Genomic DNA, 25,330 nt, shown 5'->3' with positions numbered 1-25,330 from the left:
TTTTTTAGGCTTCGTTCCCGCTTAAGGGGATGAAGCCTTTTTTCTTTAATTCACTACCGTAGTATTTTAATCAAGGGGGACGTACAAATGATTCAATTAACGGGAAATACATTAACGATCAACGAGGTAAAAAAAGTATTATTCGACAGCGAACAAGTCGGAATCGCAAAAGCTAGTATGGAGAAAGTAAATCGCAGTCATGAAGCAGTTCAAAGAATTGTGAAGGAAAAGAAAGTTGTTTATGGAATAACGACTGGTTTTGGTAAATTCAGTGATGTTTATATTGATTCGGAAAATGTTGAAGAACTGCAATTAAATTTAATCCATTCCCATGCATGTGGGGTTGGTGAACCATTTCCTGAAATCGTTTCAAAGGCAATGCTATTATTACGTGCAAATGCATTAACAAAAGGATTTTCAGGTGTGCGTCCACTAGTCATTGAAACGCTCGTTCATTTTATCAATGCAGGTATTCACCCCGTCATTCCACAGCAAGGGTCATTAGGAGCAAGCGGAGATTTAGCTCCGTTATCACATCTTGCACTTGCATTAATGGGAGAAGGAGAAGTTTTTTATAAAGGTGAAAGAGTTCCTACTGAAGTAGCCCTAAGAGATACAGACATCCGCCCTGTCACTTTGCAGGCGAAAGAAGGATTAGCTCTCATTAACGGCACACAGGCAATGACTGCTATGGGTGTAGTTGCCTATATCGAGGCTGAACAATTGGCAACACACAGTGAGCTAATTTCTTCTATTACTATAGAAGCGTTACAAGGAATAATCGATGCATTTGATGAGGATGTTCATGTTGCTCGCGGATACCAACAACAAGTAGATGTTGCGAGAAGAATGCGTGAACATTTATCTGACAGCAAACTTATTACGCGACAAGGTGAGCTTCGAGTGCAGGATGCCTATTCATTAAGGTGTATCCCACAAGTCCACGGTGCCTCATGGCAAGCACTTGATTATGTAAAAGAAAAATTAGAAATTGAAATCAATGCCGCTACTGATAATCCATTAATTTTTGATGATGGGGAAAAAATTATTTCTGGTGGTAATTTTCATGGACAACCAATTGCAATTGCAATGGATTTTATGAAAATTGCTGTAGCGGAACTAGCCAATATTTCGGAAAGAAGAATCGAAAGACTGGTCAATCCAAGTCTAAACGATTTGCCGGGTTTCTTAAGCCCGGAACCGGGACTGCAATCGGGTGCGATGATTATGCAGTATGCTGCAGCATCTCTAGTATCTGAAAATAAAACATTAGCCCATCCTGCAAGTGTTGACTCCATACCATCATCTGCTAATCAAGAGGATCATGTGAGCATGGGAACGATTGCTGCAAGACATGCCTATCAAATTATCCAAAACTCAAGAAGGGTACTTGCCATTGAGATGATTTGTGCGATGCAAGGAGCCGAATATCGCGGAGTTGAAAAGATGGCAAGTGCAACAAAAGAATTCTATGATAAAGGACGAGAAATTGTACCTAGCATTGTGAAAGATCGAATTTTTTCTAAGGATATCGAAGCGCTGGCTGGATGGTTAGCAGTATAAAAAAAGCGGAGCTCTGCAAAAGAGCTCCGTTTTATTCATCATCATCCTCTTCAACATATGGATCATGCTCATAGGCTGGTAAGTCACCAAAGGTAGTCATTATTCCTTCTTCGTCTAATTCCTCTGTATATTTATCATATTCAGGGTTAGGATAATATTTTGTATTTTTCCCATACATATCATTTCCAACAAAATTTTCAAAGTCTTCTACATAACCAACATTTTCATCGGAATTAATATACATGTCATTATAATTATCGGGAGGATTGTATAAATCAGAAGGGGATTCTGATGTACCCCATTCAGCTACAGCTTGCCAAGAATCCTCATCATCAAAACCGACATGCTCATTTTTTTCATCATCAAAATTAAAATTTCCTAAGGAAGAGGAAAGTATGACTTGTTCTTCAACAGGTCGATCCTCTGAGATCGTTTGGTCTGGACTATGTTCCTTACAGAATAATGTGGTTGGAATAGCTTCCAGGCGTTCTTCGGGAATTTCCTTTCCACATTCCACACATTTTCCGTAAGTCCCATTTGCCATCGCTTCTAACGCTTTATCAATATTGTGTAGCTCATATTCACTATGCTCATTGAGTGCAATATCTTTTTCCCGTTCATATAGTTCGGTTCCTTCATCACCTGGATGGTTATCATAGCTGGATAACTCCCCGACCGATTCATGAGCATGTCCTTTGCTCAAATCATAATGATCATTTAGTTTGAAGCGTTCTTCTAATTCATGTTTTTCTTGTAGTAATTGAGAGCGCAGTTCTGAAAGTTGCTTATTTGTAAGCATATAAACCACTTCTTTCATAAAGAAATTAATCTGTACTTATTATTTATCCAATTACATCAAAAAATAACTGTAAAAAAGTACATGTTTATAAACTTCTTTGTTTCAATTGTAGTTTATTGAACATAGTGATATAGATAAATGCGCTTAAGACAGCAATAATAGCCAAAATATTAAATGTTTGAAAATAGCCGATGAATGAAGCTAACGGAATGGAAATAGGTGCAATCGTCCGGGCAATCGTATACCGCAAACTCGCTGCTGCAAAATATTGTCCACGCATATGTTCAGGAGCAAGCTTCGAGATAAATGTTTGTTGAATGCCTGCTACCACTAATTCGCCTAAAGAAAAAATTGCCATTGCAAAGACAAATCCCCATAAATTCGGAAAAATAGCGAAAAGATACATCGAAAGCGCATAGCAAATACATGATAGAATAAATACCTTTTTCTCCTTAAATTTAGTCATCCATCTTGTAATAGATACAGTAAAAAGAGCAACTAAAAAGCCATTTTCGGAAAGAATGAATCCGTATATTTGTTCACCGTTAAGTGTAAAAAGTTGAAAAAAGGAAACCTTATCAATAGCTTCTTTTGTATACACAGGAATTAGTAAATCCAATTGCATAAAGGTTTGGCCAATCAAAACTCCCGCAACGATAAAAAGTAAAAAAACTCTGTCCTTAAAAATGATCCCGTAAGACGAAAACTGTTTTTTTAATACTTGATACCATTTATCGGATTGATCTACAGTCCGCTCTTGAAGAGGAGAAGTTTCCCTCGTGAATTTCCCTAACAAAAAGGCTAATACGATACAAACGAATGCCGAGGCAAGCAATAATTCAAAACGATAATAGGTGAAAAAGATGCCTCCCACAAGCGGACCAATAACGACCGCAATATTTGTGGATGTATAAAAGATAGCAAACACATCACTTCGATCCTTTTCCTTTACGACATCAGCTACCATTGCTTGGCTGGCTGGATAATAAAATGAACCGAAAATGCTTGCCACTGAAAAACAAATAAATCCGACCATAGGCATATTCGTAATAGCAAAGATAAAAAAGGCGATTCCCTGCCCACAAGCAGATATGACCATCATTCTCTTACGACCGTACCTATCCGCATAATATCCGCCTAATAAATTGGCAATAACAGAAAGAATTTGTGAACCAATTAATAATATCCCTGCAGTTCCTTTACCGAAAGATTCTGTAAAGTAAATCGTTAAAAAGGGGAAAAACATCCAAAACGTAACATTCATCAATGCTTCCCCAATAAGTCGAATCTTTAAATTTTTATCCCAGTCCCTAAGTCTCATAAGATGATACCCCACTTTTGTATTTGACTTTTTTATCTTACTTGGAAAAGGGCAGGTGGACAAGGAAAAATATAGGGAGATCGGCATCTTTTGAAGGGTGGATGATCAGTTTGTGGATCATAGAATTAAATTTGTGCCGCATAGAAAACGATTTGTGGATCATACAAGGTCATTTGTGGATCACAAGCTCGTTTTCGAAGGGTGAATTATCAGTTTGTGGATCATAGAATTAAGTTTGTGCCGCATAGAAATGGATTTGTGGATCATACAAGGCCATTTGTAGATCATAAGCTCGTCTTCGAAGGGTGGATGATCAGTTTGTGGATTATAGAATTAAATTTGTGCCGCATGGAAAACGATTTGTGGATTATACAAGGTCATTTGTGGATCACAAGCTCGTTTTCGAAGGGTGGATGATCAGTTTGTGGATCATACAAGGCCATTTGTAGATCATAGGCTACCCTTCCCGCCCACGGTTTTTCAATAGCATAGGAACAAAAAAATATTTTTAAGCAAAAAGAAAAACCCACTTAAAAGTGGGTCGATTCTATCTTCTTATAATTAAAACGCCCAATCTCCATTACGGAAAATTGGCTCAGTTGTTCCATCTTCCTTAATTCCATCGATATTCATTTCAGCTGACCCTACCATGAAATCAACATGGGTAATACTTTGGTTTAAGCCATTTTTCAGAAGTTCTTCGCGGGACATTTTTTTGCCGCCTTCAACACAAAATGCATACGCACTGCCAATCGCAAAATGGTTTGATGCATTTTCGTCATATAATGTATTTAAGAAAAGAATATTCGATTGTGAAATTGGTGAATTATGCGGTACTAAAGCAACTTCCCCAAGATAGTGGGAACCCTCATCCGTTTCAACTAATTGCTTTAAAATTTCTTCGCCCTCTTTTGCTTTTACGTCAACAATTCGCCCTTTTTCAAAGTACACGGTAAATTCATCAATGATATTTCCGCCATAGCTTAATGGTTTTGTACTTGAAACATGGCCGTCAACACCATCTTTATGTGGTACCGTAAATACTTCTTCAGTAGGCATATTCGCCATAAACTCTATATTTTGCTCATTCAGGCTTCCAGCACCTACCCATAGATGTCCATTTGGTAGTTCAACCGTTAAATCTGTTCCAGGGGCAGTATAGTGTAATTTTTTGTAACGTTTTTCATTTAAATAATCGACTTTTTCATGCAAGGATGCGTCATGATCTTTCCAAGCTTGGATTGGATCGGCAAGGTCTGCACGCGTTGATTTGAAAATCGCCTCCCAAAGCTTTTCAACGGCTTCCTCTCGAGACACATCTGGAAATACTTTTTTAGCCCATGCTTCAGACGGAACTCCAATGACCGTCCAGCTAACTTTATCCGATTGGATGTATTGACGATATGTTTCCAATGCTTGACCAGCGGCCTTTTGGAAATTAGAAATCCGACTAGGATTCACACCCTTTAATAAATCGGGGCTGGATGAAACGATGGAAATGAAAGCAGCACCATTTTCCGCCAGTTCTGTCGTTTCAGCTGCACGATGTTTCGGGTATTCTGTAAAAACTTCATCAGGAGCTAAGTCATACTTAAGCTTTGACACTACATCATCATTCCAGTTTACAACTACATTTTTGGCACCAACTTCATACGCTTTCTTCGTTACTAGTCGAACAAATTCTACAGCGTCAATTGAAGCATTTATTGCAAGTGTTTGGCCCTTTTGAACATTCACGCCAACTACAACTGCTAGTTCTGCATATTTCTCAAGCTTCTCTTGAAATGTTGTCATTTATGTATTCTCCCCTTTTTTTCAGAATCTTCCCTTCTATTTTAACAATCAAATATAGGAAAAGAAAACAATATTTTTCTCAAAAGGGTCTTGTGGTTTCCGTTAACGTAAATGGTATGATGTAAACAATACAGAATATTCAACTATTAGGTGATGGTATGCATTATTCGATTACAGAAGTAGCGAAACATTTTGAAGTAACAACGAGAACGATTCGATATTATGAAGAATTAGGATTAATTAAACCAATCAGAGATTCATACGGGAAAAGAATTTATACAAAAAAGGAATTTACGCGCTTAGTCCTTATTTTTCGTGGGAAACGGTTGAAATTTTCACTAAATGAAATTAGGGAGATGATCCAACTTTTTGACACAGATCGTACAGGAACAAAACAATTAGAAAAGACCATTGAATATGGCGAGAAAAAATTTAAGGAGGTGGTTAGCAAAATCGAAGAGCTGACCGAATTAAAAAAGGATATAGAAGAGTATTTGGCTGATTTTAAAAAAAGATTATCGTAATAAGGAGTGTAGAGAAATGAATATTTCGGAGTTGTTAGCGCGAAATGGGAGAAAATATCCTCATCAAGAAGCTGTCATCTTAGATAATCAACGATTGACGTATAAGCAATTAAATGAAGAAGTGAATCGGATAGCTTATGGATTACTGCGTCTTGGCTTTAAAAAAGGAGACAAGGCAATTATTTTCATGCCTAATACAATCGAGTTTATTGCAACCTATTTTTCAATCCATCGATTAGGCGGAATCAGTATTCCTGTTAACGCGAAGCTTACACAGAACGAGCTAAAATATATCGTTGATCATAGTGAAGCTAACGTTCTCTTCGTCCACGAGTCATTGTGGGAATCGATTCAAGACATAACTAGTCGTCAATCTTTAATTAAAATAAAAACAGGCCAAAGTCACAATGAGTGGATTTCTTATCATGAACTTAAAGTAGATAGTGACAAAAAAGAAATGACCTGTTCGCAAAAAGAAGATGATTTAGCAACGATCCTCTATACTTCAGGTACGACCGGAAAACCTAAAGGGGTCATGTTAACCAATCGAAATATATTAAATGTTGCGGTTATGATGTGTGTCGAGCTTGAGATGAAATTAGAAAGCCGAATTTTACACATGATGCCATTAAGTCATTCTGCCCCGCTGCACTTATTTTTAGTTGCAGGTACATTTGTGGGGGCAACCCATGTTTTATCACCTATTTTTACTCCTGAAAAATTACTGCATCTCGTCCATCATGAAAAAATTACTCATTTCTTCGGCGCACCAGTTGCTTACCTATTTTCCGCAAGGATGCCGAATTTACATGAATACGATCTTTCCTCAATGAAGTATTGGGTGTATGGAGGTGCACCACTATCCAAAACCGAAGTGGAGTTTGTAAAAGCCCAATTTCAAACAAATCAGCTTATGTGTGTTTACGGTTTAACGGAAGCCGGACCTAGTGGAACATTACTAACAGCAGAGGAACACACGATAAAATCGGGCAGTATTGGCAAGCGGGCAGCATTAGGGACGGAAATTAGAATTGTAGATGAAACTGGTAAAGATGTTCCTGATGGGGAAGTTGGCGAGATTGCCCTCTACGGAGAAAGTATCATGAAAGGGTATTTCAAGGACGAACTGAAGACTCAAGACGTTATGAAAAAAGGATGGCTATTAACAGGTGATTTAGCAAGAAAGGATGAGGACGGGTATTATTGGATTGTTGATCGAAAAAAAGACATGATCATTTCTGGAGGGGTAAATATCTATCCAAAGGAAATTGAAGATCTTTTAATACAACATCCAGCAATTGTTGAAACTGCGGTCATTGGGGTCCCGCACCCTGATTGGGGAGAGACTGTCAAAGTATACGCGGTAGTGAATAAAGATTTGCCACATTTTGAAGAGGAATGTAAGCGTTTCCTGAACGGGAAGATTGCGTCATTCAAAATTCCAAGATTGTATGAAATTGTTGACGAACTACCAAGAAATGCGACTGGAAAAATACTAAAACATGTTTTAAGAAATGGTGTTGCATCACTTTAATGAGGGGGAGTACGGATGAATTTTTTCCAAGAAGATCCTAACTTAAAACAGATATTAAAAAAATATATGGATCATGATTTTTATGCTTGGGCAGAACAGGAACTATATGAATTTGGGGAATTATGTGGAACGGAAATTGATGAAAGGGCGGTTCATACTGATCGGGAAGGACAGCCAAAACTAATAAAATATAACCGTCTAGGTGAGGAATTGTCGAAGGTTTGGGTAAATGAAGGATATAAGAAAACAGTAGAGCAAGTATATGGTAAAGGGATTGTCGGATATGTTCATAAAGAAATACCAGAGCTCGGGAGAAAAGGGAGCTATGTGTATTCAATGGCTCAGGGGTATCTTTTATCACATGCCGAGCCTGGATTCTATTGTCCGGTAACATTAACACAGGCAACTGCTTATTTAGTAGATAAATATGGCGATGAAGCATTAAAACAAAAATACTTGCCACATATTATTTCTACAGGAGACACTGAACTTTATGAAGGGGCGACCTTCTTGACAGAGCGTCAAGGAGGATCAGATGTAGGAGCAAATGAAACGAAGGCAGTTTCAGACGGAAACCATTATCGTCTGTATGGTGAGAAGTATTTTGCTTCGAATGCTGGGGCTTGTGGAGTGGCGATGGTTTTGGCAAGAAGGGAACATGCTCAACATGGAACGAAAGGTCTAAGTCTGTTTCTTGTTCCATGGTTTACAGAGGATGGTCGTTTGAACGGCATTAATATTCGTAGGTTAAAAGATAAATTAGGCGTTAGAGCCGTACCTTCCGCTGAAGTGGTATTTGATGGTGCTAAAGGCTATTTAGTTGGTAATCCGAATAAAGGGTTCTACTATATGATGGAGGCATTAAACTTATCGAGAATTTGTAATGCGGTTGCCTCTATTGGCATTATGAAAAGAGCACTAATCGAAGCAAAATCCTATGCGCTTGCGCGAATCACGTTTGGTCATCAGTTAATTCATTTACCAATGGTTAAAGAAACTCTTGGCAAAATGACCGTGAAACAGGAAGTTGAAACTAGTGCTGTCTTTCATTTAGTCCATTCGTTTGACAAGACAAATGAATCAGAGCATGATCAAGTGATGAATCGATTGCTAATTGCGTTATTAAAAATGGAATCCGCCGAACAAGCCATCCATTTTGCTCACGAAGCCATTGAAATGCATGGCGGGAATGGTTTTATTGAAGATTTTGTCACACCGAGACTATTACGAGATGCACAGGTACTGACGGTTTGGGAAGGTACAGCAAATATTTTAGGCTTAGAGGTCTTACGTTTGATGAAAAAATATGACGTACACCGATTGTTTGTTCGGTCAATGCGCGAGCGCCTAAATAAACTTTCAACAGATTTATCCACATTTCTACTAAAAAAGTTAAATCAGTTAGAGGCCGATTGTGAATATCTATTAACACTAGAAGAGGATGTCCAGACCTTTAATTGTAAACGGATTGCCAAACAGATGACAAAAGTATTTGAAAGTGTCGTTGCTTTAGAGGATGCAAATGAAGGGGATACCCGAAAACGATTAGTAGCAGAACTCTTTTTTGAACTAGAGTGGGAGAATTCTTACAAAGTGGATACTGGGTTAAAATATGTAAAAGAGTATAAGAAACTTTTATTTTTAGAAAAAGATTACGTGAAACAATAACTTGCAGTCCTCATGGGAAAATTCTTGTGAGGATTTTTAAGTGAAGGTTTAGGAGGAAAAAAATGATTAAAATTAAACGAGCGTATGAACCGATTAGTGAAGTTGATGGAAAAAGAATACTGGTTGACCGTTTATGGCCGCGAGGAATTTCAAAGGAAAAAGCGAACATTGATGAATGGATGAAAAACATTGCCCCAAGCAATGAACTTAGGAAATGGTTTAATCATGATCCGGAGAAATTTGACAAGTTTCGGGAAAAATATAAGGAAGAACTCGACAACACTGAACTACACGATGACTTGAAAAAATTAAGAAAAATGAATGATGAAGGCACCGTGACGCTTGTATACTCAGCAAAAGATGAAGAACATAATCAAGCAATTGTCCTCAAACAATATTTAGAAGAAGAAGGCTCTTTCTAGGAACCTTCTTCATGTGACTGAAATAACATCCGATAATTCAAGGGGTTTTGGACGATATCAGCAAGTGTGTATTGATCAAGCACGGTTAAATAAGCGACTAATGCTTTATTTAGTAAGTGTTTTAATCCGCACACGGGGGAGATGATGCATGAGCCGGGCTTTCCATCAAAGCATTCGACCAATTGGAAATCTTCCTCAGTTTTACGAACGATCTTGCCAATATTAATTTCCTTCGGGGACTTTGCCAAACGGATTCCACCGTTTCTCCCCCTGATCGTTTCAATTACACCCATCTTCCCTAATTCATGAGTCACTTTCATTAAATGATTTTTTGAAATCCCATATACTTCTGCGATTTCCTTTATATTAGATAGCTTACCAGGTTCAAGTGAAGCTAAATAAATTAGAACCCTCAGCGAATAATCGGTATAGTTTGTTAACCTCATCTAATCACCTTCTAACATTCTCATTATCATTATACCGTTTTTGAACATTCACTGTCTAAATTGTGACAGCTTTTTTAAAGATGTATTTGAAATATTGCTTTTAGTGATTTTCAGGAGTATCTTAAAGATGTATTCAAAATACTTCTTTAAAAAAGAGGAGAGATTCCAAATGTTATCACAAAAAACAATAGATATTGTAAAATCAACAGCACCAATTTTAGAAACTGAAGGAACAAAAATTACTACTTGTTTTTATAAAATGATGTTTGAAGCACATCCGGAATTATTAAATATTTTTAACCATGTCAATCAAAAACAAGGGCGCCAACAAACAGCTCTAGCAAACACTGTTTATGCTGCAGCAAAATATATTGACCAACTTGAAGCGATTATTCCAGTTGTCACTCAAATTGCACATAAACACCGTGGTTTAGGAATTAAACCAGAACATTATCCAATCGTAGGAGAATTTTTATTAAAAGCAATTAAAGAGGTTCTTGGAGATGCGGCAACTGATGAAATTATTAATGCGTGGGCAGAAGCTTATGGTGTCATTGCACAAGCATTTATTGATGTAGAAAAAGGCATGTATGATGCAGCAGCTAATCAAGCAAATGGCTGGATTGACTTCAAAGATTTCACAGTAGTCAAAAAAGAACAAGAAAGCAATGTAATTACTTCATTCTATTTACAACCCAAAGATGGTTCAGGTGTAACAACATATGAACCAGGACAATACTTAACAATCCGTGTGAAAATTCCTGGCGAGGAATATACATTAAACCGTCAATATAGCTTATCATGTGCACCAGGTCGTGATTATTACCGTATTTCTGTAAAAAAGGAAAAAGACTTCGATCCGAACGGAAAAGTATCAAATTATTTACATGACCATGTGAATGAAGGTGATACAGTTGAAATTAGTGCTCCATCAGGTATCTTTACATTAAATATGGAAGAAACTGCACCAATCGCACTTATTTCAGGAGGTGTTGGTTTAACTCCGATGATGAGTATGCTGGAAACATTAGCTGATACGGGTTCTAAACGTGAAATACACTTTATCCACGCAGCTAGAAACGAAGAATTCCATGCATTTAAAGATGCGGTAGAAGAAAGTACTGCAAGACTAGAAAACGGCCATGCATATTATGGTTATGAAAAACCATTAAATGCAAATGGAAACCACAATTTCGAAGGATATTTATCAAAATCATTCCTAGAAAATATTATTAATGAAGAAACAATCACTTATATTTGTGGACCAGTTCCGTTCTTAAAAAATGCTGTACGCATTTTAACTGAACTTGGTGTAAAAGACGAAAATATTCGTTATGAATTCTTCGGTCCTGCAATGGATCTAAAGGCGGAAGAAAAAGAAACAGTGAAAGCATAAAAATTTGTTAACATATCGTACCGGAAAAGTGTGAAGGGGTACGATGGTAAAGCGACTCTCGCAGCAAAGGTACCAGAGAAGGGAGAAGCGGTACGATGGTAACGTGAATCTCGCGGCAAAGGTACTGGAAAAGGTTGAAGCGGTACGATAGCAAAGCGACTCCCGCAGCAAAGGTACCAGAGAAGGGAGAAGCGGTACGATGGTAACGTGAATCTCGCAGCAAAGGTACCGGAAAAGGTTGAAGCGGTACGATGGTAACGTGAATCTCGCAGGAATGGTACTGGAAAAGGTTGAAGCGGTACGATGCAAACGCAACTCCCCGCGGCAATATCGGCACATGAGTACTTTTTAACGGTATTCATATGCCGATTTTTTTTATGGATTTCCCCCGCACTTCTATAGTTGGATAATTCCCTTTTTTAGTGAAACAATAGTTTTGTCAAGAGGTTGGCGACAAAGTTAGTTTTCTTCTATATTGAATGAAGGTTTCCGGAGTTTTATCATTATAAGTGAAATATATTAATGAAAGGAAGAGAGAGAATGGCGAAATCAAATGTTAAAGTAGCTGTTCAGAAGTTCGGTAACTTCTTAAGTTCCATGGTAATGCCGAATATTTCAGCTTTCATTGCATGGGGTTTAATTACTGCACTATTTATTCCTACTGGTTTCCTCCCAAATGAAAGCCTTGCCAAAATGGTTGACCCGATGGTTCACTACTTACTTCCATTATTAATCGGTTATACCGGTGGTAAGTTAGTACATGACCAACGTGGAGCGGTTGTTGGTGCTATTGCAACGATGGGTGTCATCGTTGGGGAACCTAACGTACCTATGTTTCTAGGTGCCATGATTATGGGGCCACTTGGCGGTTATGTAATAAAGAAATTCGATCAATTGATTGAAGGTAAAGTTAAAGCCGGTTTTGAAATGCTTGTTAACAATTTTTCAGCAGGCATTTTAGGCGGGATTTTGGCAATATTAGCGTTTTTAGGAATTGGTCCAGCTGTAAAAGTTTTAACTGCATGGCTTGTAAGTGGTGTTGATTGGTTGGTGGGAGCAGGATTATTACCATTAACAAGTATCATCATTGAGCCTGCAAAAATATTGTTTTTAAATAACGCAATTAACCATGGTGTTCTTTCGCCAATTGGGATAGAGCAAGCAAAAGAAGCAGGGAAATCGGTGTTATTTCTTCTTGAAGCGAATCCGGGCCCTGGTATTGGTGTATTACTTGCTTATTGTATTTTTGGAAAAGGTACGGCAAAGAGATCGGCACCAGGTGCAGCGATCATTCAATTCTTTGGTGGTATTCACGAGATTTACTTCCCGTACATCCTGATGAAGCCAATGTTATTCTTTGCGGTTATCCTCGGGGGAATAAGTGGAGTCTTCACATTAGTTCTTTTAGGTGGAGGATTATTCGCACCAGCATCACCGGGAAGTATTTTAGCTATTGCTGCAGTTACACCGCATAGTGCAGGAGCATATATTGCTAACTTTGCAGGGGTAATCGTAGCAGGTGTCGTTTCATTTATTATCGCATCATTGATTTTAAAAACTGGAAAACAAACAGAAGAAAATATTGAAGATGCAGCCCGTAAAATGCAAGAAATGAAAGGAAAGAAAAGCTCAGTAGCAGATGTTTTTGCATCACAGCCAGGAGAATTTCCAGAAAACGTTCAAAAAATTGTTTTCGCATGTGATGCAGGAATGGGATCAAGTGCGATGGGTGCTTCTTTACTTCGCAAAAAGGTGAAGGAAGCCGGCTTAAATCTATCTGTTACGAATACAGCGATTAGTAATTTACCGGCTGATGCACAAATTGTTGTGACACAGGAAGAGCTTACACCGAGAGCACAGAATAAACTGCCAAATGCATTCCATATTTCCGTAGATAACTTTTTATCAAGCCCGGAATATGAACGCTTAATCGAGCGATTAAAAGGAAATGGCAAAGATGATCTTCAAGAAATTGTTGAGGATGCCGAAGAAGCGGTTCCTGGAGCAAACGATCATGAAAATGATTTATTGTTAGAAGAAAATGTCTTTTTAAATCAATCATTTGCAAATAAAGAAGAAGCGATTCGTTTTGCAGGTAATGCATTATATAAAGCTGGCTATGTGAACGAAAGCTATATTGAAGCGATGATTGCACGTGATCAAATAACATCGACCTTTATGGGAAATGATGTAGCGATTCCACATGGAACAGAGGAAGCGAAGAAGGATGTTCTTAAATCAGGATTTACCGTTATCCAAGTGCCAGATGGTGTTGATTTTGATGGCAATCATGTTCGCTTAATCTTTGGAATTGCAGGGAAAGATGGAACACATCTTGAAATATTATCAGGAATAGCTGTTACATGTTCGGAAATGGATAATATCGAGAAGATGGTTGGAGCGAAATCAGCGAAGGAAATTATCGCTATTTTAAATGATAAAGAATAGCAAATAAAATAGAAAAGCGCTATAATGCGCTTTTCTATTTCTGTATTCCAGCTCCAGCGTCTAGCCCCTCGAGGTCAAATAACCTTCGTCAATAAAAGTCAAAGAGCGGACTTTTATTGACGAAGAACATTTGCTTGTCGGGGCTGAACAAGGCGCTTGTGCTTTCTAATTTTCTCTAGTAATAAAATGGAAAAGGGATGGTTGCATGTTTATTACTTCGAGGGAAAAAGCAATTATTGAACTGATTATTAAGACATCTGGGAAGCATACGGCTTTTTCCATTGCTACATTTTTAAATGTAAGTGTACGGACGATTCAACGGGATTTGAAAGCAATCGAAAAAATCCTCGAGCAATTTCAACTACAATTGGTGAGAAATACGAATAAAGGCTTATGTATCGAAGGGAAAAATGAGCAAGTTTTCCGATTGGTTCAACATTTAGCAAGCAGTCAGCCGATTGACCAACCACCTCAAGAAAAAAAGCTCCAATTGTTACTAAGTTTATTTCAAGCAGCTGAATCTTTTAAAATCCAAGCGTTAGCCCATGAGCTTGGTGTCAGTATTACGACGCTATCTGCTTATCTCGATGAATTAGCGGAATGGCTAACGAACTTTCAATTAGTGCTTAGTCGAAAAAGGGGTGTTGGAGTAGAGCTGACTGGAGACGAAGTGAATAAGCGAAAAGCACTTGCTAATTATTTATTACTGTATTTTAACGAAGAATTAATTGAGAGCTTGTTTTTGTTGGAACAGGGACAAGTAGAAAACAGTCAAATTCTCCACTATCTCCGTTCCGATTATTTACTAACCATTGAGCGATTGGTCAACGACATTGTGAATAAACGGCAAACACGTTTGGCAGATAGCGATTATATTGGTCTTGTCATACAAATTTGTATTACGATGCAAAGGATAATGAATGGCTTTCGGATTGAAGAAGATGAACATCTAGATGAAGATATCGACGATGAATATCGCCAAATAGAAGAAATATGCACCTGTTTGGAAGAAGGGTTTCCTGTACAATTTAATCATAGGGATATCCACTATTTATCCACAGTATTAAAAGGTTCAAAGCTGCATGAAGCTGGGTTCGTCTCTTATGATAGTGTCATTTTAGGACAATTGATTAAAAATATCATTCAATCCGTTTCCACACAGCTGCATATCGACTTAACGAATGATTTCTCGTTGTTTCAAGGGTTGCTTGCCCACATGCTGCCGTCCCTATTCCGTCTGAAGCAAAATATGAGTCTTTATAATCCGTTAACAGAAGAAATTAAAAAGAAATATCCCGTCCTTTTTCTCGCTGTGAAGAATAGTGTGGAAAAAGAGTTTAAAGAATTTGCTGCATTTCCCGATGAGGAAATTGCGTACATCGTTCTCCATTTCGGCTCTGCATTAGTCTTGAAAGAGGAACAATTGCCCATCAAAGCACTTGTCATCTGTCCGACGGGGATTGGAACCTCAAAAATGTTGGCTAGCCGCTTAAAAAAAGAAATTATGGAAATCGATTCAGTGGAAATCAAATCAATCAAGGATGTTCAGAAGCAAAAAAGCTTAAATCAATTCGATGTCATACTTTCTACTGTTCGACTCCCATTTATGAATAATGAATATATAATAGTCAATCCGTTGTTGAGTCGTGAAGATATTGAGACAATTAGAAGCTTTTTACGCAAAAATATTGAACAGTTTACAAGAAATAAACTTTATACAGGGTTATCCACAAATGAAGACGTATCTTCCACAAAGCAACAACCATTAATGGACGTATTACAAGAATTAAAAGATACACATACAAGCATTGAAGCGATTATTCAACATTTTCGTGTAGTTCGAATAACGATTATGACCGATTATCAACAAGTTATGAAGAATATGTTAATAACAGCTTCAAAAGAAAATCTTATTACGAATGTAGAAAACGTCTTTGAAACGCTAATTGACCGTGAAAGAAAAGGCGGGCTCGGGATTCCGGGAACGGGCATGGGCCTTTTTCATTGTCGAAATCCACATGTGGATAAACTTATTTTTCAAATCGCCCATCTTGAAGAACCTTGTGTGATTAAAGGGATGGACGGGAATGACATGTACATGAATAGTTTATTATTGATGTTAGCTCCAGAAGAATTAAGTTCAAGAGAGCAGGAAATGATAAGTTTGTTAAGTACGAGTTTGATTGAGAATAATGAAGCAATTATGATTTTCTCATCCTCAGATGAAAAGATCATTCGTTCAAAAATGGAAACAATTTTTTTAGATTATTTATATACTAACGTGATAAAGGAATGAGTTTACATGAAACAAGTTGTACATTTTGGTGCAGGAAATATTGGTAGAGGGTTTATTGGTGCGCTATTTTCACAATCAGGTTACCATGTCACATTCGTGGATTTAGCTGACCAAATCATTGATGGTCTAAATAGTGAAAAGCAATACGATGTGAAGTTGGCGACTGATCAACAAGAAACGATGACGATTACGAATGTTTCTGGATTAAATAATATGAAACAAGAAAAAGAAGTAATCGAAGCGATTAAGAATGCAACATACTTAACGACTGCAATTGGTCCTAATATTTTACCAAGAATTGCACCGTTAATTGCGAAAGCATTAACAGAAAGAGTACAAGCAACAGATGAAAAATTATATGTCATTGCATGTGAAAATCAAATTTCCGCAACAGACCTGCTAAAAGGCTACATAGAAGAAAATCTGAATGATGAAACGAAGAGTAAACTATCCGGTAGAGTCTATTTCTTTAATTCTGCTGTTGACCGTATTGTGCCAATACAAAATAATCAAGGTTCTCTCGATGTGCTAGTCGAACCTTATTATGAATGGGTTGTAGAAACAACAGAATCAATCCCTCCTGTTGAAGGAATGACAATCGTTGAAGACCTCGCCCCATTTATTGAAAGAAAACTGTTTACCGTAAATACAGGACATGCGACCATTGCATATTTTGGCTACCTTGAAAAAAAAGCGACCATTGACCAAACATTGGCAGACGAAGCCATTGTTAAACAAGTTAAAGCAACACTTGGAGAAACTGGAGCATATTTAATCAAGCAATACGGTCTAAACCCAGATGAACATGAAAAGTATATCAATAAAATTATCAACCGTTTTCGCAATGCTTATTTGAATGATGCAGTTACAAGAGTGGGGCGTTCCCCAATTCGCAAACTTGGTCCAAATGACCGTCTTGTCCGTCCTGCTACAGAAGCACAAAAAGCAGGTCTATCATTCACAAACCTTGCAAAAGCAATCGCTGCCGCCTTGCTTTTTGATTACAAAGAAGACGAGGAAGCAGTGAAAGTCCAGGAAATGATTCGTGAACACGGTGTCGCATATGTTCTACAAGAAGTAAGTGGATTAGCTGAGGATAGTGAAATTGCTCAAGAAGTGTTACGACAATATGATTTATTGAAAAAGTAATTTTTAGAGGATCAGATAAAAAGGGATAGATGAACAAGTGAGAATACTTGTTCATCTATCCCTTTTTTTGGACTTTATTAACCAAATTTGGGTAAATGAAACCAATCAATTACTCTAAGCTTATCTAACTTCCTTAATAGGAACAGCACATTCAGCAAATACTACTTCTAGCAAATAAAAATGACATATGAATGGAAAGATATTTTGGTTAAACAATTCATATTTGTATATGACTAGCGGCTGCACAATTAGTGAGATTGGTTTGAATTATTAAGGAGGCATAAGTTATGGACGGGAGTAATTGCGATTTTTCACCTTTGAAGAAGCAGTTGGAAGATGGAATTCAATCTCTTATTGACGTGCTTCAATCTAATTTAAATATATTGGGTAAAGAAAATTATTGTGTATTGGGAAGTCTCGAAGGTGCGAAAGAAGATCTGGAAAATATTGAATCAATGGCTGCTACCTATTATTTGAATTGCTATTTATCATCATTTACTGACACTTATGAAGATTTATCGATTTCTGTTCAACAGCTTTCTAAACTTAGGCATGGTGCTTTAATAATAGTTGAACGAGGTGAATCCATTGAGCCTATTATGCAAAAAGGAACTCAGATTGGAGCTTTGGTAACACCAAAATTAATAGAATCCATTTTCTACCCGGGAAATCCATTGCATGATGGGGCTGTTTTAATCAGAAGGAACGAAGTTGTTTCTGCAGGAAATGTCCTTCCTTTAACAAGAAGTGTTATAGAAGGGAAGAGATTTGGAACACGGCATCGAGCGGCAATAGGAATATCTGAACAAAGCGATGCGCTTGCCTTGGTTGTTTCTGAAGAAACGGGCAGAATTTCATTTGCATTAGACGGAAATTTATATCCAATAAATACAACAGAACCAATTGTTTTTAAAGGTCATTAAATTTCTTAGGTAAAATGAGCACAATGGGCATCAGTGGTTTGTGTTCGAGCAATTAAAAATAGATAAAAAACTTTACTAGGGTCAAGTAAATAAATTATATACCAAAAGGATGATGCCTAATGGAGAAAAAGTTGTTAAACTTACTTACAGTTTTATGTCTAGTTTCCCTTCCATTTTTATTTAAAGGTACAAAAATGAGAGAAAATCTTCTTATTTTCTTCTCAAAAGGGGTTCTTGCTACTTTGGTCGATGCTTATGTTGTCGGAACAAAAAAAGTTGAATATCCAGCTCGTCCTTTTAGGAAAATTTTTAAAACGAACATCATTTACGACATGCTGTTTTTTCCTATCTTAAGTGTCATATGGGTTAAACTATCCTATAATGATGACCTTTGGAAAATTTTATTAAAAAGTTTGTTATTTAGTGTTCCAATGAGCATCGGTCAATGGTATTTTGAAAGGAATTCCAGGTTATTTAAATGGAAAAAATGGTCACCATTTCATACATTCGGAAGTGTGAGTTTTACTTTATTTACAATTAGAGGTTTTGTGGGATTAATAAAAGAGTTAGATAAGATAAAGGATAATCACAATATTTCCGAATATTAAAGGTTGATATTATCATACTTGAGATAACTAAAATTAAATATCTTTATTATCATTAAAAAAGAACCCATTTTGGAAGAGTTTCAATTATAAGGAATTCTTCAACTAAAAATTACACAAAGGATGACCCCGTTTTGATAATTATTTTCATAACGGGTTAACTTGTGAGGTGCAAAACGGTAAATCACAGATCAATTCACATAAACTTCATCGTATAATTCACAGTCAAAAGACTTAGAGATGTAAATTTCCCTAAGCTTTTTTCTCAAAACCACAAGTGTACTAGATGATAAAAGCAAGTTTGATAAATAAGCGATTAAGTCCATATAATTGTGTAAAAAGAAAAGAGTCATTTTAATCCCTCTTGGAAACAATGTTTTCAACGACGATAAACAATGAAAAGAGGAATATAGAATGACCCAATTACAGTTTAACCTAGATATGGATCTTTTAAAAGAATCTGTTTTGAATTCCAATATTGACGCAGTTATTAAATCAGCGATTGTTTTAGTTTTAAATGAGTACATGGAAAAGGAAAGAGATGATTATTTACATGCGGACGCTTATGAACGCTCTCCTGAACGTCTAGATTACCGCAATGGCTACTATGAAAGAGAACTAACCATGAGTATCGGTAAAATAAAACTAAGAGTGCCTAGAACTCGAAATGGGGAGTTTTCATCTTCCGTTTTTGAAAAATATTCTCGGTGCGACCAGGCTTTAGTTCTCTCTATGCTGGAGATGGTTATCAACGGGGTTTCTACCCGTAAGGTTACGCACATAGTAGAACAACTTTGTGGCGAAAATATCTCGAAGTCATTCGTTTCTTCCCTTACTCAGAAGCTTGATCCTATCGTCAATGATTGGTAAAACAAACACTTTAAATATAACATACTATCCATTTGTTTTTTTGGATGCAATGTATATAAAAGTAAGAGAACATAACCGTGTAGTCTCTAAAGCTGTTTATATTGCCACAGCTATTACGGATCACAAAAAGCGTGAAATACTTGGTCTAAGTGTAGATCACGCTGAAAGTTTTGAGAGTTGGAGCCATTTTTTTAAACAACTTAAATCACGAGGTCTTCAATCTCCAAAGTTAGTGATTTCAGATGCTCATCAAGGACTACAAAAAGCCATTCAACGAGAATTCATTGGAACTAGCTGGCAAAGGTGTAACGTACATTTTAAACGAAATATCATTGAAAGACTACCTAAAAAGACTCCGCCGATATTCGAATGATGATAAAGCGTATTTTTGAAGCGGTCACTATCGAAGACACCCGGAAATGTAAAGAGGAGCTGATGGATCAGTTTGGTGAAAATTCTAAGTATAAACAGGCACTCTCTATTTTAGATGAAGGGTTCGAAGATACCATTCAATACATGGAGTACCCGGAAGATATACGATGTCACATTCGTAGTACAAATTCTCTTGAACGTTTAAACCAAGAAGTACGTCGAAGAGAAAGAGTTATCCGTATCTTTCCAAATACACAGTCTGCTTTTCGTTTAGTTGGAGCTGTTTTAATGCATTATCAAGAGACCGTATATTCAAAACAAAAATCTATTAAGAGATAGCTATGTTTCATTTTTAAGGTAACTTCCATTCTTGGATTATTCCATATCCAGTCAAGGCTATCAAAGGAAAACCACCTTTGACACCCTTGACTGGATATGGAGTAAAAGACGCATGGAAGTTTCGCTCAAAAAATGTAAAGGGGAAGGATTAACCCCAAATATCATAACAGGTTGAAAACATTGTATAGGATTTTACACAATATTAAGGACTTGACTAAATAAGCGGAGAAATTTCTCTTAATTAGAAAAAAGCACTAAAAGAAGCTTAAATAGACGGAAGTTTTCCGACTATTGACTCTAAAAACATAAAAATAGGTTATTTTGCTTTGCTTAATCGGAAAATCTCCGTTTATATCGCCCAAACCAAGCTCTATTCTGTAGTATAAGCGGAGAATCTCCGCTTAACTATCACTAGTCACTCAATAAGGATAAGACTTCTTATTCACAAAGAAATTTTTAAGTTGTGAAAAGACTAAGCTGCAGTATAACCGCCATTAACTGGCAAAAGTTACCTCTAAGATAAATGATGAAACATCACTTGCTAGGAGTAATACAGTTTTTGCTACTTCTACCGGTTTACCTAAACGATCCAATGGGTGGAGCCCCACCAAAAATCTCATATTAAGTTCCTCTTCAAGTAAGTTGAATAAAAATCCCAAACCCATCCGAGATTTCCTAATTCGAAGCAATTCTAAACCTTTCGTTTTAATTGCAAATTCATTCAAAACTCCATTCTGGTTTTTACATGACTTGATTAAATTCTCCTTTTATATTGACAGTTATTTAATAATCGGACACTATCCTGGAACAAGGAAAAAAGCTCATTTTTCATTTTTGGGCTGTTTTGGGTGGAAGGCAAGGAAATTGGAAGGTACATCTTGAATATATAAGTTATGCTGAAAAAAGTGATTTAATAGGACGAAATTACTCATATAGTTTAAGAGGGAAAATTACAAGGGGAAAAATTATTAAGGATTGATTGTGGAGAAGGTTAGTAACTTTTAGGAGGTTTAGTTAATGAATAATAAAAATCGGATAATTTTTACACTTATATGTAGTTTTCTTATTTTTGCTGTTAGTATGTTTAGAATACTTACTGAATCTCTTTCTTCAATACCTTTATTAGCAGCATATACTTTGGCAATTGGTGGTTTTTTTGGCGTTGTTGCAAATGGTGTTCTACTAAAAAGGTTGAATTCATAATGGAAATAAAACTGCATATGAAAGAGAAAATTCACCTCGCCTATCACCAAGTACCTTACCTATCAGAATTAGATGGTTTGCACCCAAATATAACAATTTATCATTTACTCTCACATACATTTGGACTTTTTAACATTTATGCTGTTCCAAACCTTCAGCTTGAAGTTAGCATGTTGCTTCATGAAAATAGGGATTTTCTGAAATATCTAACAAATCAAGATAATTGTTTACCCCAAGTAAACAATTTTGTAACTTTTAAAGGGGGAGTTCGATGTCAAAAGAACATATTAAGGGACTTAGTATTATCTCGTCTTTATTGATGATTATGGGATTGTTCTTGATGTTTTTTAGTGTTTCGATTGGAACCTATCTAGGGGACTCTTGGGTTTCAAATCAGCCAGGTGTATATGATAATGATGACAGCCTATACACGTTGATTATTGAAACATATATAAACAACCTTGTAATTGTGGGAAGCATTCTATTTAGTGTTGGTTTATTAGCGGGCGTATTTACTTATATTAAATCTTTTCTTAGTGGCACAAAGGGAACAACAATGTCATCTAACAATAATGATTAATAAGCACGTGCTCGTTAAACAATCATGTGCAATAAAGGCATTAGTGATGCCACTATCTTATAGAATAGGTAAAACACCTCACGATGTAGTATTTATACATATAAAAATAGGGGGGAAAACGTATGTATCAATATTTTATGGTGTTACTATTAGAGAAGGTACGGATGGAGTTCCAGGAGATGCTGTAGAAGCCCTCTTCGAAGATGCTGGTTGGGCAAGAAATACTCCGAATTGGCAAAAGGAAAAGTTTTCATTAATTTTTATTAATTCAACTTGGGCATTTACTGTATGGGACAATAACAAAATGATTGGGATGGTTAGGGTTATCTCAGACAAAATAATGGCTGCTAACATAATGGATTTTGTTGTTTTATCGGAATATCGTGGAAAGGGTATAGGAAAAAAAATTGTGGAACTTTGTGTTCAAAAACTTCCTCACGGCGATTGGTTCGCACATACCTCGGCTAACAATTTTAATTTCTATAAGAAATGTGGTTTTGAAGTTAAGGATTTATCCAAAAATGGTACCTGTGCGTATTATGGATATATACATGCCCGTAAAGATGGACATAGATAAGAGTGTTTATTCTTAAGCATAAGCGCTCCGAAATTGGAAAAGCGGCTTTTTACATGAAAAGAGCCTGATTAGCAATAATAGAATCAATTCTGGTAGAATAAGCATTGAATTAAATAGGGAGGTGTTCAAATGACACCAGAACAAATAATTAGAAACTTTTTTGAAGAAGTACGATCAGGTAAAAATCCTGACTACTCAAATCAATTAATGTCTGAACAAGTACTGGCTCATCAAATTACATCCGAGGAAGAACAAACAGTCTTAAGGACGCCTAAAGATTATGCTGAACACGTAAGAGAAATGATTGAGGCATATGGTAATTATTCTTTGGAAATTCAGGAATTATTGGTACAAGGACAAAAAGTATATGTACGCTGGAAACAAGTAGGTACACACGTAGGGGTAGTCGATGGATATCAACCTACGGGACTACCAATAACTCAAATGACAAGTGCCGTATATAAGATAGAAGATGAAAAAATTTCCGAGTATTGGATTCAAATTGATAGGTTAGGAGTTCAAAAACAATTAGAGTACAATAAAACTATTGAATAGTTATTAATATTCCAAGGTATTAGGAATCTCTTTTTACTAGGGCGCTATTCTGAAATAAGGAGAGCGTCTTTCATGATGAAAATGGCCACAATGTATGTGATAAAAAATTCTTTCTTAAGCTTTCTATATGATAAATATTCTAAAAATCTCTTTGTCGCAAGCTATAGTGCTTTTTACATTGACTCTTTCAAATAAAGTTTTGTGGTTAAGCAAGCTATGGGATTTGCTGATATTAAGAAAGAACTTGAATAAATCAGGAAAAAATTATTAGGAGTGTGGAGAGTATGTTTCATGCAAAAGACGTCTTATCCGATCAGTTATTAGCTAATGCAAATGATCCTAGTTGGTACCTTCCATTTTCCGACTCTGTCGAAAATTTGTCAGAGGAAGAAGCGTTTTGGAAGCCAAACGAAAATTGCAATAGTATTGCGGAAATTGTACAGCACCTACTTTATTGGAATGAAACATGGCAAACGAGGTACCAAAAATCTCATGTTCATGCTGTACCTTCCATAGGTGATAATAATAATAGTTTTATAATTCCCGAAAATAAAAGTTTCAGTGACTTAAAAGAACGACTTTTAGAGGTGTTGCTACAATGGCAAGATTTATTAACGGAAGAAAAAATTGAGAGTGACGTAAATGGCTTTCCTGTACATGCGAAGTGGTGGGAGATACTTGGAAATGTAACCACACATAATGCATATCACATTGGTCAAATCGTATTTATTCGAAAACTGCAAAAAAAGATATAGAGTCAATAGTAAAAATCCCAATTTCCCAGCATTAAAATTGGGAAATTGGACTTTTTTTCTTGCTTCTAAGGGTTTTAATTATCAAGGGATAAAAATCTCTTATTTTACTGCAGTTGCAAAATTCCCCATTGAAATGGAGATTCGATTCCAACTATTAATTTGATTGATCAAAATAACAAGATCTACATAGTCTTTTTCACTAAAATGCTCACGCACTCGATGATAAAGATCGTCAGGTACACGCATAGTGGATACTAACGTTACATTTTCAGTTAATTCTAATGCCACTTTTTCAGCATCTGTGTAGAAATCACATTCTCTCCATGTGCCGACGCAGTATAAACGTTGTTCCGTTTCACCCATTTTTCGAGCGTCAGAGGTATGCATATTAAGGCAAAAGGCACAGCCATTAATTTGAGAAGCTCTAATTTTAATTAGTTCACGGAGTTTCCGATCGATACTAGTAGATTTGGTGTATTTCTCCATTTCCATCATAATTTTAAGTGCTTCAGGCGCTAGTTCATAATAATTAATGCGTTGTTCCATTTTCCCGGCCTCCTAAAAAAAGATCATACATTTTTATTGTAGTCTTACATTTGAACCAAGTTTATATGACCATTACTAACTTGTCCACAATCCACTAATCTTTATTCTTAAAAGGCAATAAAGATTAGTGTAGAATATTTTAAAAAGGACAAGAAAGGGGAGAAGCAATAGATGAACATAAGGCTTGCTGAAGAAATAGACATTAAGCAACTAATAAGGATGAGATGGGATTTTACAATTGAACACGATGAAAGTAAAAAAGATGAATCATTCGCAGATTTTGAAAAAGAATGCCAAGCATTTTTAGAAAATGCACTAAATAATGGTCAATGGTTTATTTGGGTTGCGGAGGAAAGTGGGAAAATTGTTTCACACATATACATAGAATTAATACAAAAGGTTCCCCGCCCAGGTAGGATCACCTACCCATTTGCTTACATGACAAACGTATATACTGTTCCGGATTTTAGAAATAAGGGGATTGGAAGTAAACTATTAGCTACAATAAATAAGTGGATTAAAGAAAACAATTATGAATTTGTTATTGTATGGCCAAGTGATGATGCGATTAATTATTACAAGAAAAATGGGTATGTTCATTGTACCGAACCAATGGAGTATTTTCCTTCCTGAACGGGAGATCGG

General features: G+C 36.5%; 22 protein-coding genes and 2 pseudogenes. 18 read left to right on the top strand and 6 right to left on the bottom strand.

Annotated features, from left to right (window positions below; translation table 11 throughout):
- The first annotated feature begins 87 nt into the window (after positions 1-87).
- Complete coding sequence (hutH, locus tag I5776_RS17525) at positions 88-1,563, top strand: histidine ammonia-lyase (RefSeq protein ID WP_202777641.1); 1,476 nt, start codon at positions 88-90, stop codon at positions 1,561-1,563.
- A 31-nt stretch (positions 1,564-1,594) separates the two neighbouring features.
- Here the strand turns inward: hutH and I5776_RS17520 are convergent, their stop codons facing one another.
- The 3 genes from I5776_RS17520 to I5776_RS17510 form a co-directional block, all read right to left on the bottom strand.
- Positions 1,595-2,362 (bottom strand): TraR/DksA C4-type zinc finger protein, encoded by a 768-nt coding sequence (locus I5776_RS17520; protein WP_202780845.1) that lies wholly within the window; start codon positions 2,360-2,362, stop codon positions 1,595-1,597.
- Positions 2,363-2,447: 85 nt separating this feature from the next.
- Complete coding sequence (locus I5776_RS17515) at positions 2,448-3,683, bottom strand: MDR family MFS transporter (RefSeq protein ID WP_202777639.1); 1,236 nt, start codon at positions 3,681-3,683, stop codon at positions 2,448-2,450.
- A gap of 561 nt (positions 3,684-4,244) precedes the next feature.
- Complete coding sequence (locus I5776_RS17510) at positions 4,245-5,477, bottom strand: aminopeptidase (RefSeq protein ID WP_202777637.1); 1,233 nt, start codon at positions 5,475-5,477, stop codon at positions 4,245-4,247.
- A gap of 158 nt (positions 5,478-5,635) precedes the next feature.
- On the opposite strand from I5776_RS17510, the gene I5776_RS17505 reads away from it, so the two are divergent.
- The 4 genes from I5776_RS17505 (at position 5,636) to I5776_RS17490 (ending at position 9,625) form a co-directional block, all read left to right on the top strand.
- Positions 5,636-6,001 (top strand): MerR family transcriptional regulator, encoded by a 366-nt coding sequence (locus I5776_RS17505; protein ID WP_202777635.1) that lies wholly within the window; start codon positions 5,636-5,638, stop codon positions 5,999-6,001.
- A 16-nt stretch (positions 6,002-6,017) separates the two neighbouring features.
- Positions 6,018-7,535, top strand: coding sequence for a class I adenylate-forming enzyme family protein (locus I5776_RS17500; protein WP_202777633.1), 1,518 nt, complete (start codon positions 6,018-6,020; stop codon positions 7,533-7,535).
- Positions 7,536-7,550: 15 nt separating this feature from the next.
- Complete coding sequence (locus I5776_RS17495) at positions 7,551-9,203, top strand: acyl-CoA dehydrogenase family protein (RefSeq protein ID WP_202777631.1); 1,653 nt, start codon at positions 7,551-7,553, stop codon at positions 9,201-9,203.
- Positions 9,204-9,265: 62 nt separating this feature from the next.
- Positions 9,266-9,625, top strand: a complete 360-nt coding sequence (locus tag I5776_RS17490) for a DUF488 domain-containing protein (RefSeq protein ID WP_202777621.1) — start codon at positions 9,266-9,268, stop codon at positions 9,623-9,625.
- Here the strand turns inward: I5776_RS17490 and I5776_RS17485 are convergent.
- Positions 9,622-10,071 carry an Rrf2 family transcriptional regulator gene (locus tag I5776_RS17485; protein WP_202777619.1) on the bottom strand — a complete coding sequence of 150 codons (450 nt, stop codon included), beginning with the start codon at positions 10,069-10,071 and terminating at the stop codon, positions 9,622-9,624. The two genes, I5776_RS17490 and I5776_RS17485, sit on opposite strands and share 4 nt — an antisense overlap.
- Before the next feature lie 169 nt (positions 10,072-10,240).
- Here I5776_RS17485 and hmpA point away from each other — a divergent pair, with 169 nt between their 5' ends.
- The 7 genes and pseudogenes from hmpA (at position 10,241) to I5776_RS17450 (ending at position 20,469) form a co-directional block, all read left to right on the top strand.
- Complete coding sequence (gene hmpA / locus I5776_RS17480; RefSeq protein WP_202777617.1) at positions 10,241-11,467, top strand: NO-inducible flavohemoprotein; 1,227 nt, start codon at positions 10,241-10,243, stop codon at positions 11,465-11,467.
- A gap of 540 nt (positions 11,468-12,007) precedes the next feature.
- The gene (locus tag I5776_RS17475) at positions 12,008-13,915 is read left to right on the top strand and encodes a PTS mannitol transporter subunit IICBA (protein WP_202777615.1); all 1,908 of its coding nucleotides are present in this window, start codon (positions 12,008-12,010) and stop codon (positions 13,913-13,915) included.
- Positions 13,916-14,120: 205 nt separating this feature from the next.
- Positions 14,121-16,211 (top strand): BglG family transcription antiterminator, encoded by a 2,091-nt coding sequence (locus tag I5776_RS17470; RefSeq protein ID WP_202777613.1) that lies wholly within the window; start codon positions 14,121-14,123, stop codon positions 16,209-16,211.
- Positions 16,212-16,217: 6 nt separating this feature from the next.
- A complete protein-coding gene (locus I5776_RS17465; protein ID WP_202777611.1) occupies positions 16,218-17,360 on the top strand; it encodes a mannitol-1-phosphate 5-dehydrogenase in 1,143 nt (380 codons plus the stop codon).
- Positions 17,361-17,647: 287 nt separating this feature from the next.
- Entirely contained in the window at positions 17,648-18,283 is a 636-nt protein-coding gene (gene cdaS / locus I5776_RS17460) for a sporulation-specific diadenylate cyclase CdaS (protein WP_066226516.1), read from the top strand.
- 119 nt (positions 18,284-18,402) lie between these two features.
- Positions 18,403-18,891, top strand: a complete 489-nt coding sequence (locus I5776_RS17455; RefSeq protein ID WP_066226517.1) for a CBO0543 family protein — start codon at positions 18,403-18,405, stop codon at positions 18,889-18,891.
- 411 nt (positions 18,892-19,302) lie between these two features.
- A pseudogene (locus I5776_RS17450) lies at positions 19,303-20,469 on the top strand (IS256 family transposase).
- Between the two features lie 494 nt (positions 20,470-20,963).
- Here the strand turns inward: I5776_RS17450 and I5776_RS21475 are convergent.
- Positions 20,964-21,089, bottom strand: a complete 126-nt coding sequence (locus I5776_RS21475; RefSeq protein WP_373454629.1) for a hypothetical protein — start codon at positions 21,087-21,089, stop codon at positions 20,964-20,966.
- A gap of 397 nt (positions 21,090-21,486) precedes the next feature.
- Between I5776_RS21475 and I5776_RS17445 the strand changes: the two genes are divergently transcribed.
- The 5 genes and pseudogenes from I5776_RS17445 to I5776_RS17425 all read left to right on the top strand — a co-directional run bounded on the left by I5776_RS17445 (position 21,487) and on the right by I5776_RS17425 (position 24,139).
- Positions 21,487-21,672 carry a hypothetical protein gene (locus I5776_RS17445; protein WP_066226519.1) on the top strand — a complete coding sequence of 62 codons (186 nt, stop codon included), beginning with the start codon at positions 21,487-21,489 and terminating at the stop codon, positions 21,670-21,672.
- A gap of 271 nt (positions 21,673-21,943) precedes the next feature.
- Positions 21,944-22,252, top strand: a complete 309-nt coding sequence (locus I5776_RS17440) for a hypothetical protein (protein ID WP_066226521.1) — start codon at positions 21,944-21,946, stop codon at positions 22,250-22,252.
- Positions 22,253-22,374: 122 nt separating this feature from the next.
- A pseudogene (locus tag I5776_RS17435) lies at positions 22,375-22,829 on the top strand (GNAT family N-acetyltransferase).
- 129 nt (positions 22,830-22,958) lie between these two features.
- Positions 22,959-23,384: an ester cyclase gene (locus tag I5776_RS17430; protein ID WP_066226523.1), complete on the top strand. Its 426-nt coding sequence runs from the start codon at positions 22,959-22,961 to the stop codon at positions 23,382-23,384.
- Between the two features lie 284 nt (positions 23,385-23,668).
- On the top strand, positions 23,669-24,139 hold the full coding sequence (locus I5776_RS17425) for a DinB family protein (RefSeq protein ID WP_066226525.1): 471 nt from the start codon (positions 23,669-23,671) through the stop codon (positions 24,137-24,139).
- Positions 24,140-24,238: 99 nt separating this feature from the next.
- Here the strand turns inward: I5776_RS17425 and I5776_RS17420 are convergent, their stop codons facing one another.
- Positions 24,239-24,685, bottom strand: a complete 447-nt coding sequence (locus I5776_RS17420; RefSeq protein WP_202777609.1) for a carboxymuconolactone decarboxylase family protein — start codon at positions 24,683-24,685, stop codon at positions 24,239-24,241.
- Between the two features lie 171 nt (positions 24,686-24,856).
- On the opposite strand from I5776_RS17420, the gene I5776_RS17415 reads away from it, so the two are divergent.
- A complete protein-coding gene (locus I5776_RS17415) occupies positions 24,857-25,318 on the top strand; it encodes a GNAT family N-acetyltransferase (protein WP_066226529.1) in 462 nt (153 codons plus the stop codon).
- Positions 25,319-25,330: the final 12 nt, after the last annotated feature.

The sequence above is a fragment of the Heyndrickxia vini genome, assembly GCF_016772275.1.
Taxonomy (GTDB): Bacteria; Bacillota; Bacilli; order Bacillales; family Bacillaceae_C; genus Heyndrickxia; species Heyndrickxia vini.
The sequence above is the reverse complement of the archived record's forward strand: the minus strand, read 5'-3'. Positions and strand labels throughout refer to the sequence as shown.

Coding starts and splice junctions, on each gene's coding strand:
- hutH (WP_202777641.1), top strand. CDS start 88: ATGATTCAATTAACGGGAAATACATTAACGATCAACGAGGTAAAAAAA.
- I5776_RS17520 (WP_202780845.1), bottom strand. CDS start 2,362: ATGCTTACAAATAAGCAACTTTCAGAACTGCGCTCTCAATTACTACAA.
- I5776_RS17515 (WP_202777639.1), bottom strand. CDS start 3,683: ATGAGACTTAGGGACTGGGATAAAAATTTAAAGATTCGACTTATTGGG.
- I5776_RS17510 (WP_202777637.1), bottom strand. CDS start 5,477: ATGACAACATTTCAAGAGAAGCTTGAGAAATATGCAGAACTAGCAGTT.
- I5776_RS17505 (WP_202777635.1), top strand. CDS start 5,636: ATGCATTATTCGATTACAGAAGTAGCGAAACATTTTGAAGTAACAACG.
- I5776_RS17500 (WP_202777633.1), top strand. CDS start 6,018: ATGAATATTTCGGAGTTGTTAGCGCGAAATGGGAGAAAATATCCTCAT.
- I5776_RS17495 (WP_202777631.1), top strand. CDS start 7,551: ATGAATTTTTTCCAAGAAGATCCTAACTTAAAACAGATATTAAAAAAA.
- I5776_RS17490 (WP_202777621.1), top strand. CDS start 9,266: ATGATTAAAATTAAACGAGCGTATGAACCGATTAGTGAAGTTGATGGA.
- I5776_RS17485 (WP_202777619.1), bottom strand. CDS start 10,071: ATGAGGTTAACAAACTATACCGATTATTCGCTGAGGGTTCTAATTTAT.
- hmpA (WP_202777617.1), top strand. CDS start 10,241: ATGTTATCACAAAAAACAATAGATATTGTAAAATCAACAGCACCAATT.
- I5776_RS17475 (WP_202777615.1), top strand. CDS start 12,008: ATGGCGAAATCAAATGTTAAAGTAGCTGTTCAGAAGTTCGGTAACTTC.
- I5776_RS17470 (WP_202777613.1), top strand. CDS start 14,121: ATGTTTATTACTTCGAGGGAAAAAGCAATTATTGAACTGATTATTAAG.
- I5776_RS17465 (WP_202777611.1), top strand. CDS start 16,218: ATGAAACAAGTTGTACATTTTGGTGCAGGAAATATTGGTAGAGGGTTT.
- cdaS (WP_066226516.1), top strand. CDS start 17,648: ATGGACGGGAGTAATTGCGATTTTTCACCTTTGAAGAAGCAGTTGGAA.
- I5776_RS17455 (WP_066226517.1), top strand. CDS start 18,403: ATGGAGAAAAAGTTGTTAAACTTACTTACAGTTTTATGTCTAGTTTCC.
- I5776_RS21475 (WP_373454629.1), bottom strand. CDS start 21,089: ATGAGATTTTTGGTGGGGCTCCACCCATTGGATCGTTTAGGTAAACCG.
- I5776_RS17445 (WP_066226519.1), top strand. CDS start 21,487: ATGAATAATAAAAATCGGATAATTTTTACACTTATATGTAGTTTTCTT.
- I5776_RS17440 (WP_066226521.1), top strand. CDS start 21,944: ATGTCAAAAGAACATATTAAGGGACTTAGTATTATCTCGTCTTTATTG.
- I5776_RS17430 (WP_066226523.1), top strand. CDS start 22,959: ATGACACCAGAACAAATAATTAGAAACTTTTTTGAAGAAGTACGATCA.
- I5776_RS17425 (WP_066226525.1), top strand. CDS start 23,669: ATGTTTCATGCAAAAGACGTCTTATCCGATCAGTTATTAGCTAATGCA.
- I5776_RS17420 (WP_202777609.1), bottom strand. CDS start 24,685: ATGGAACAACGCATTAATTATTATGAACTAGCGCCTGAAGCACTTAAA.
- I5776_RS17415 (WP_066226529.1), top strand. CDS start 24,857: ATGAACATAAGGCTTGCTGAAGAAATAGACATTAAGCAACTAATAAGG.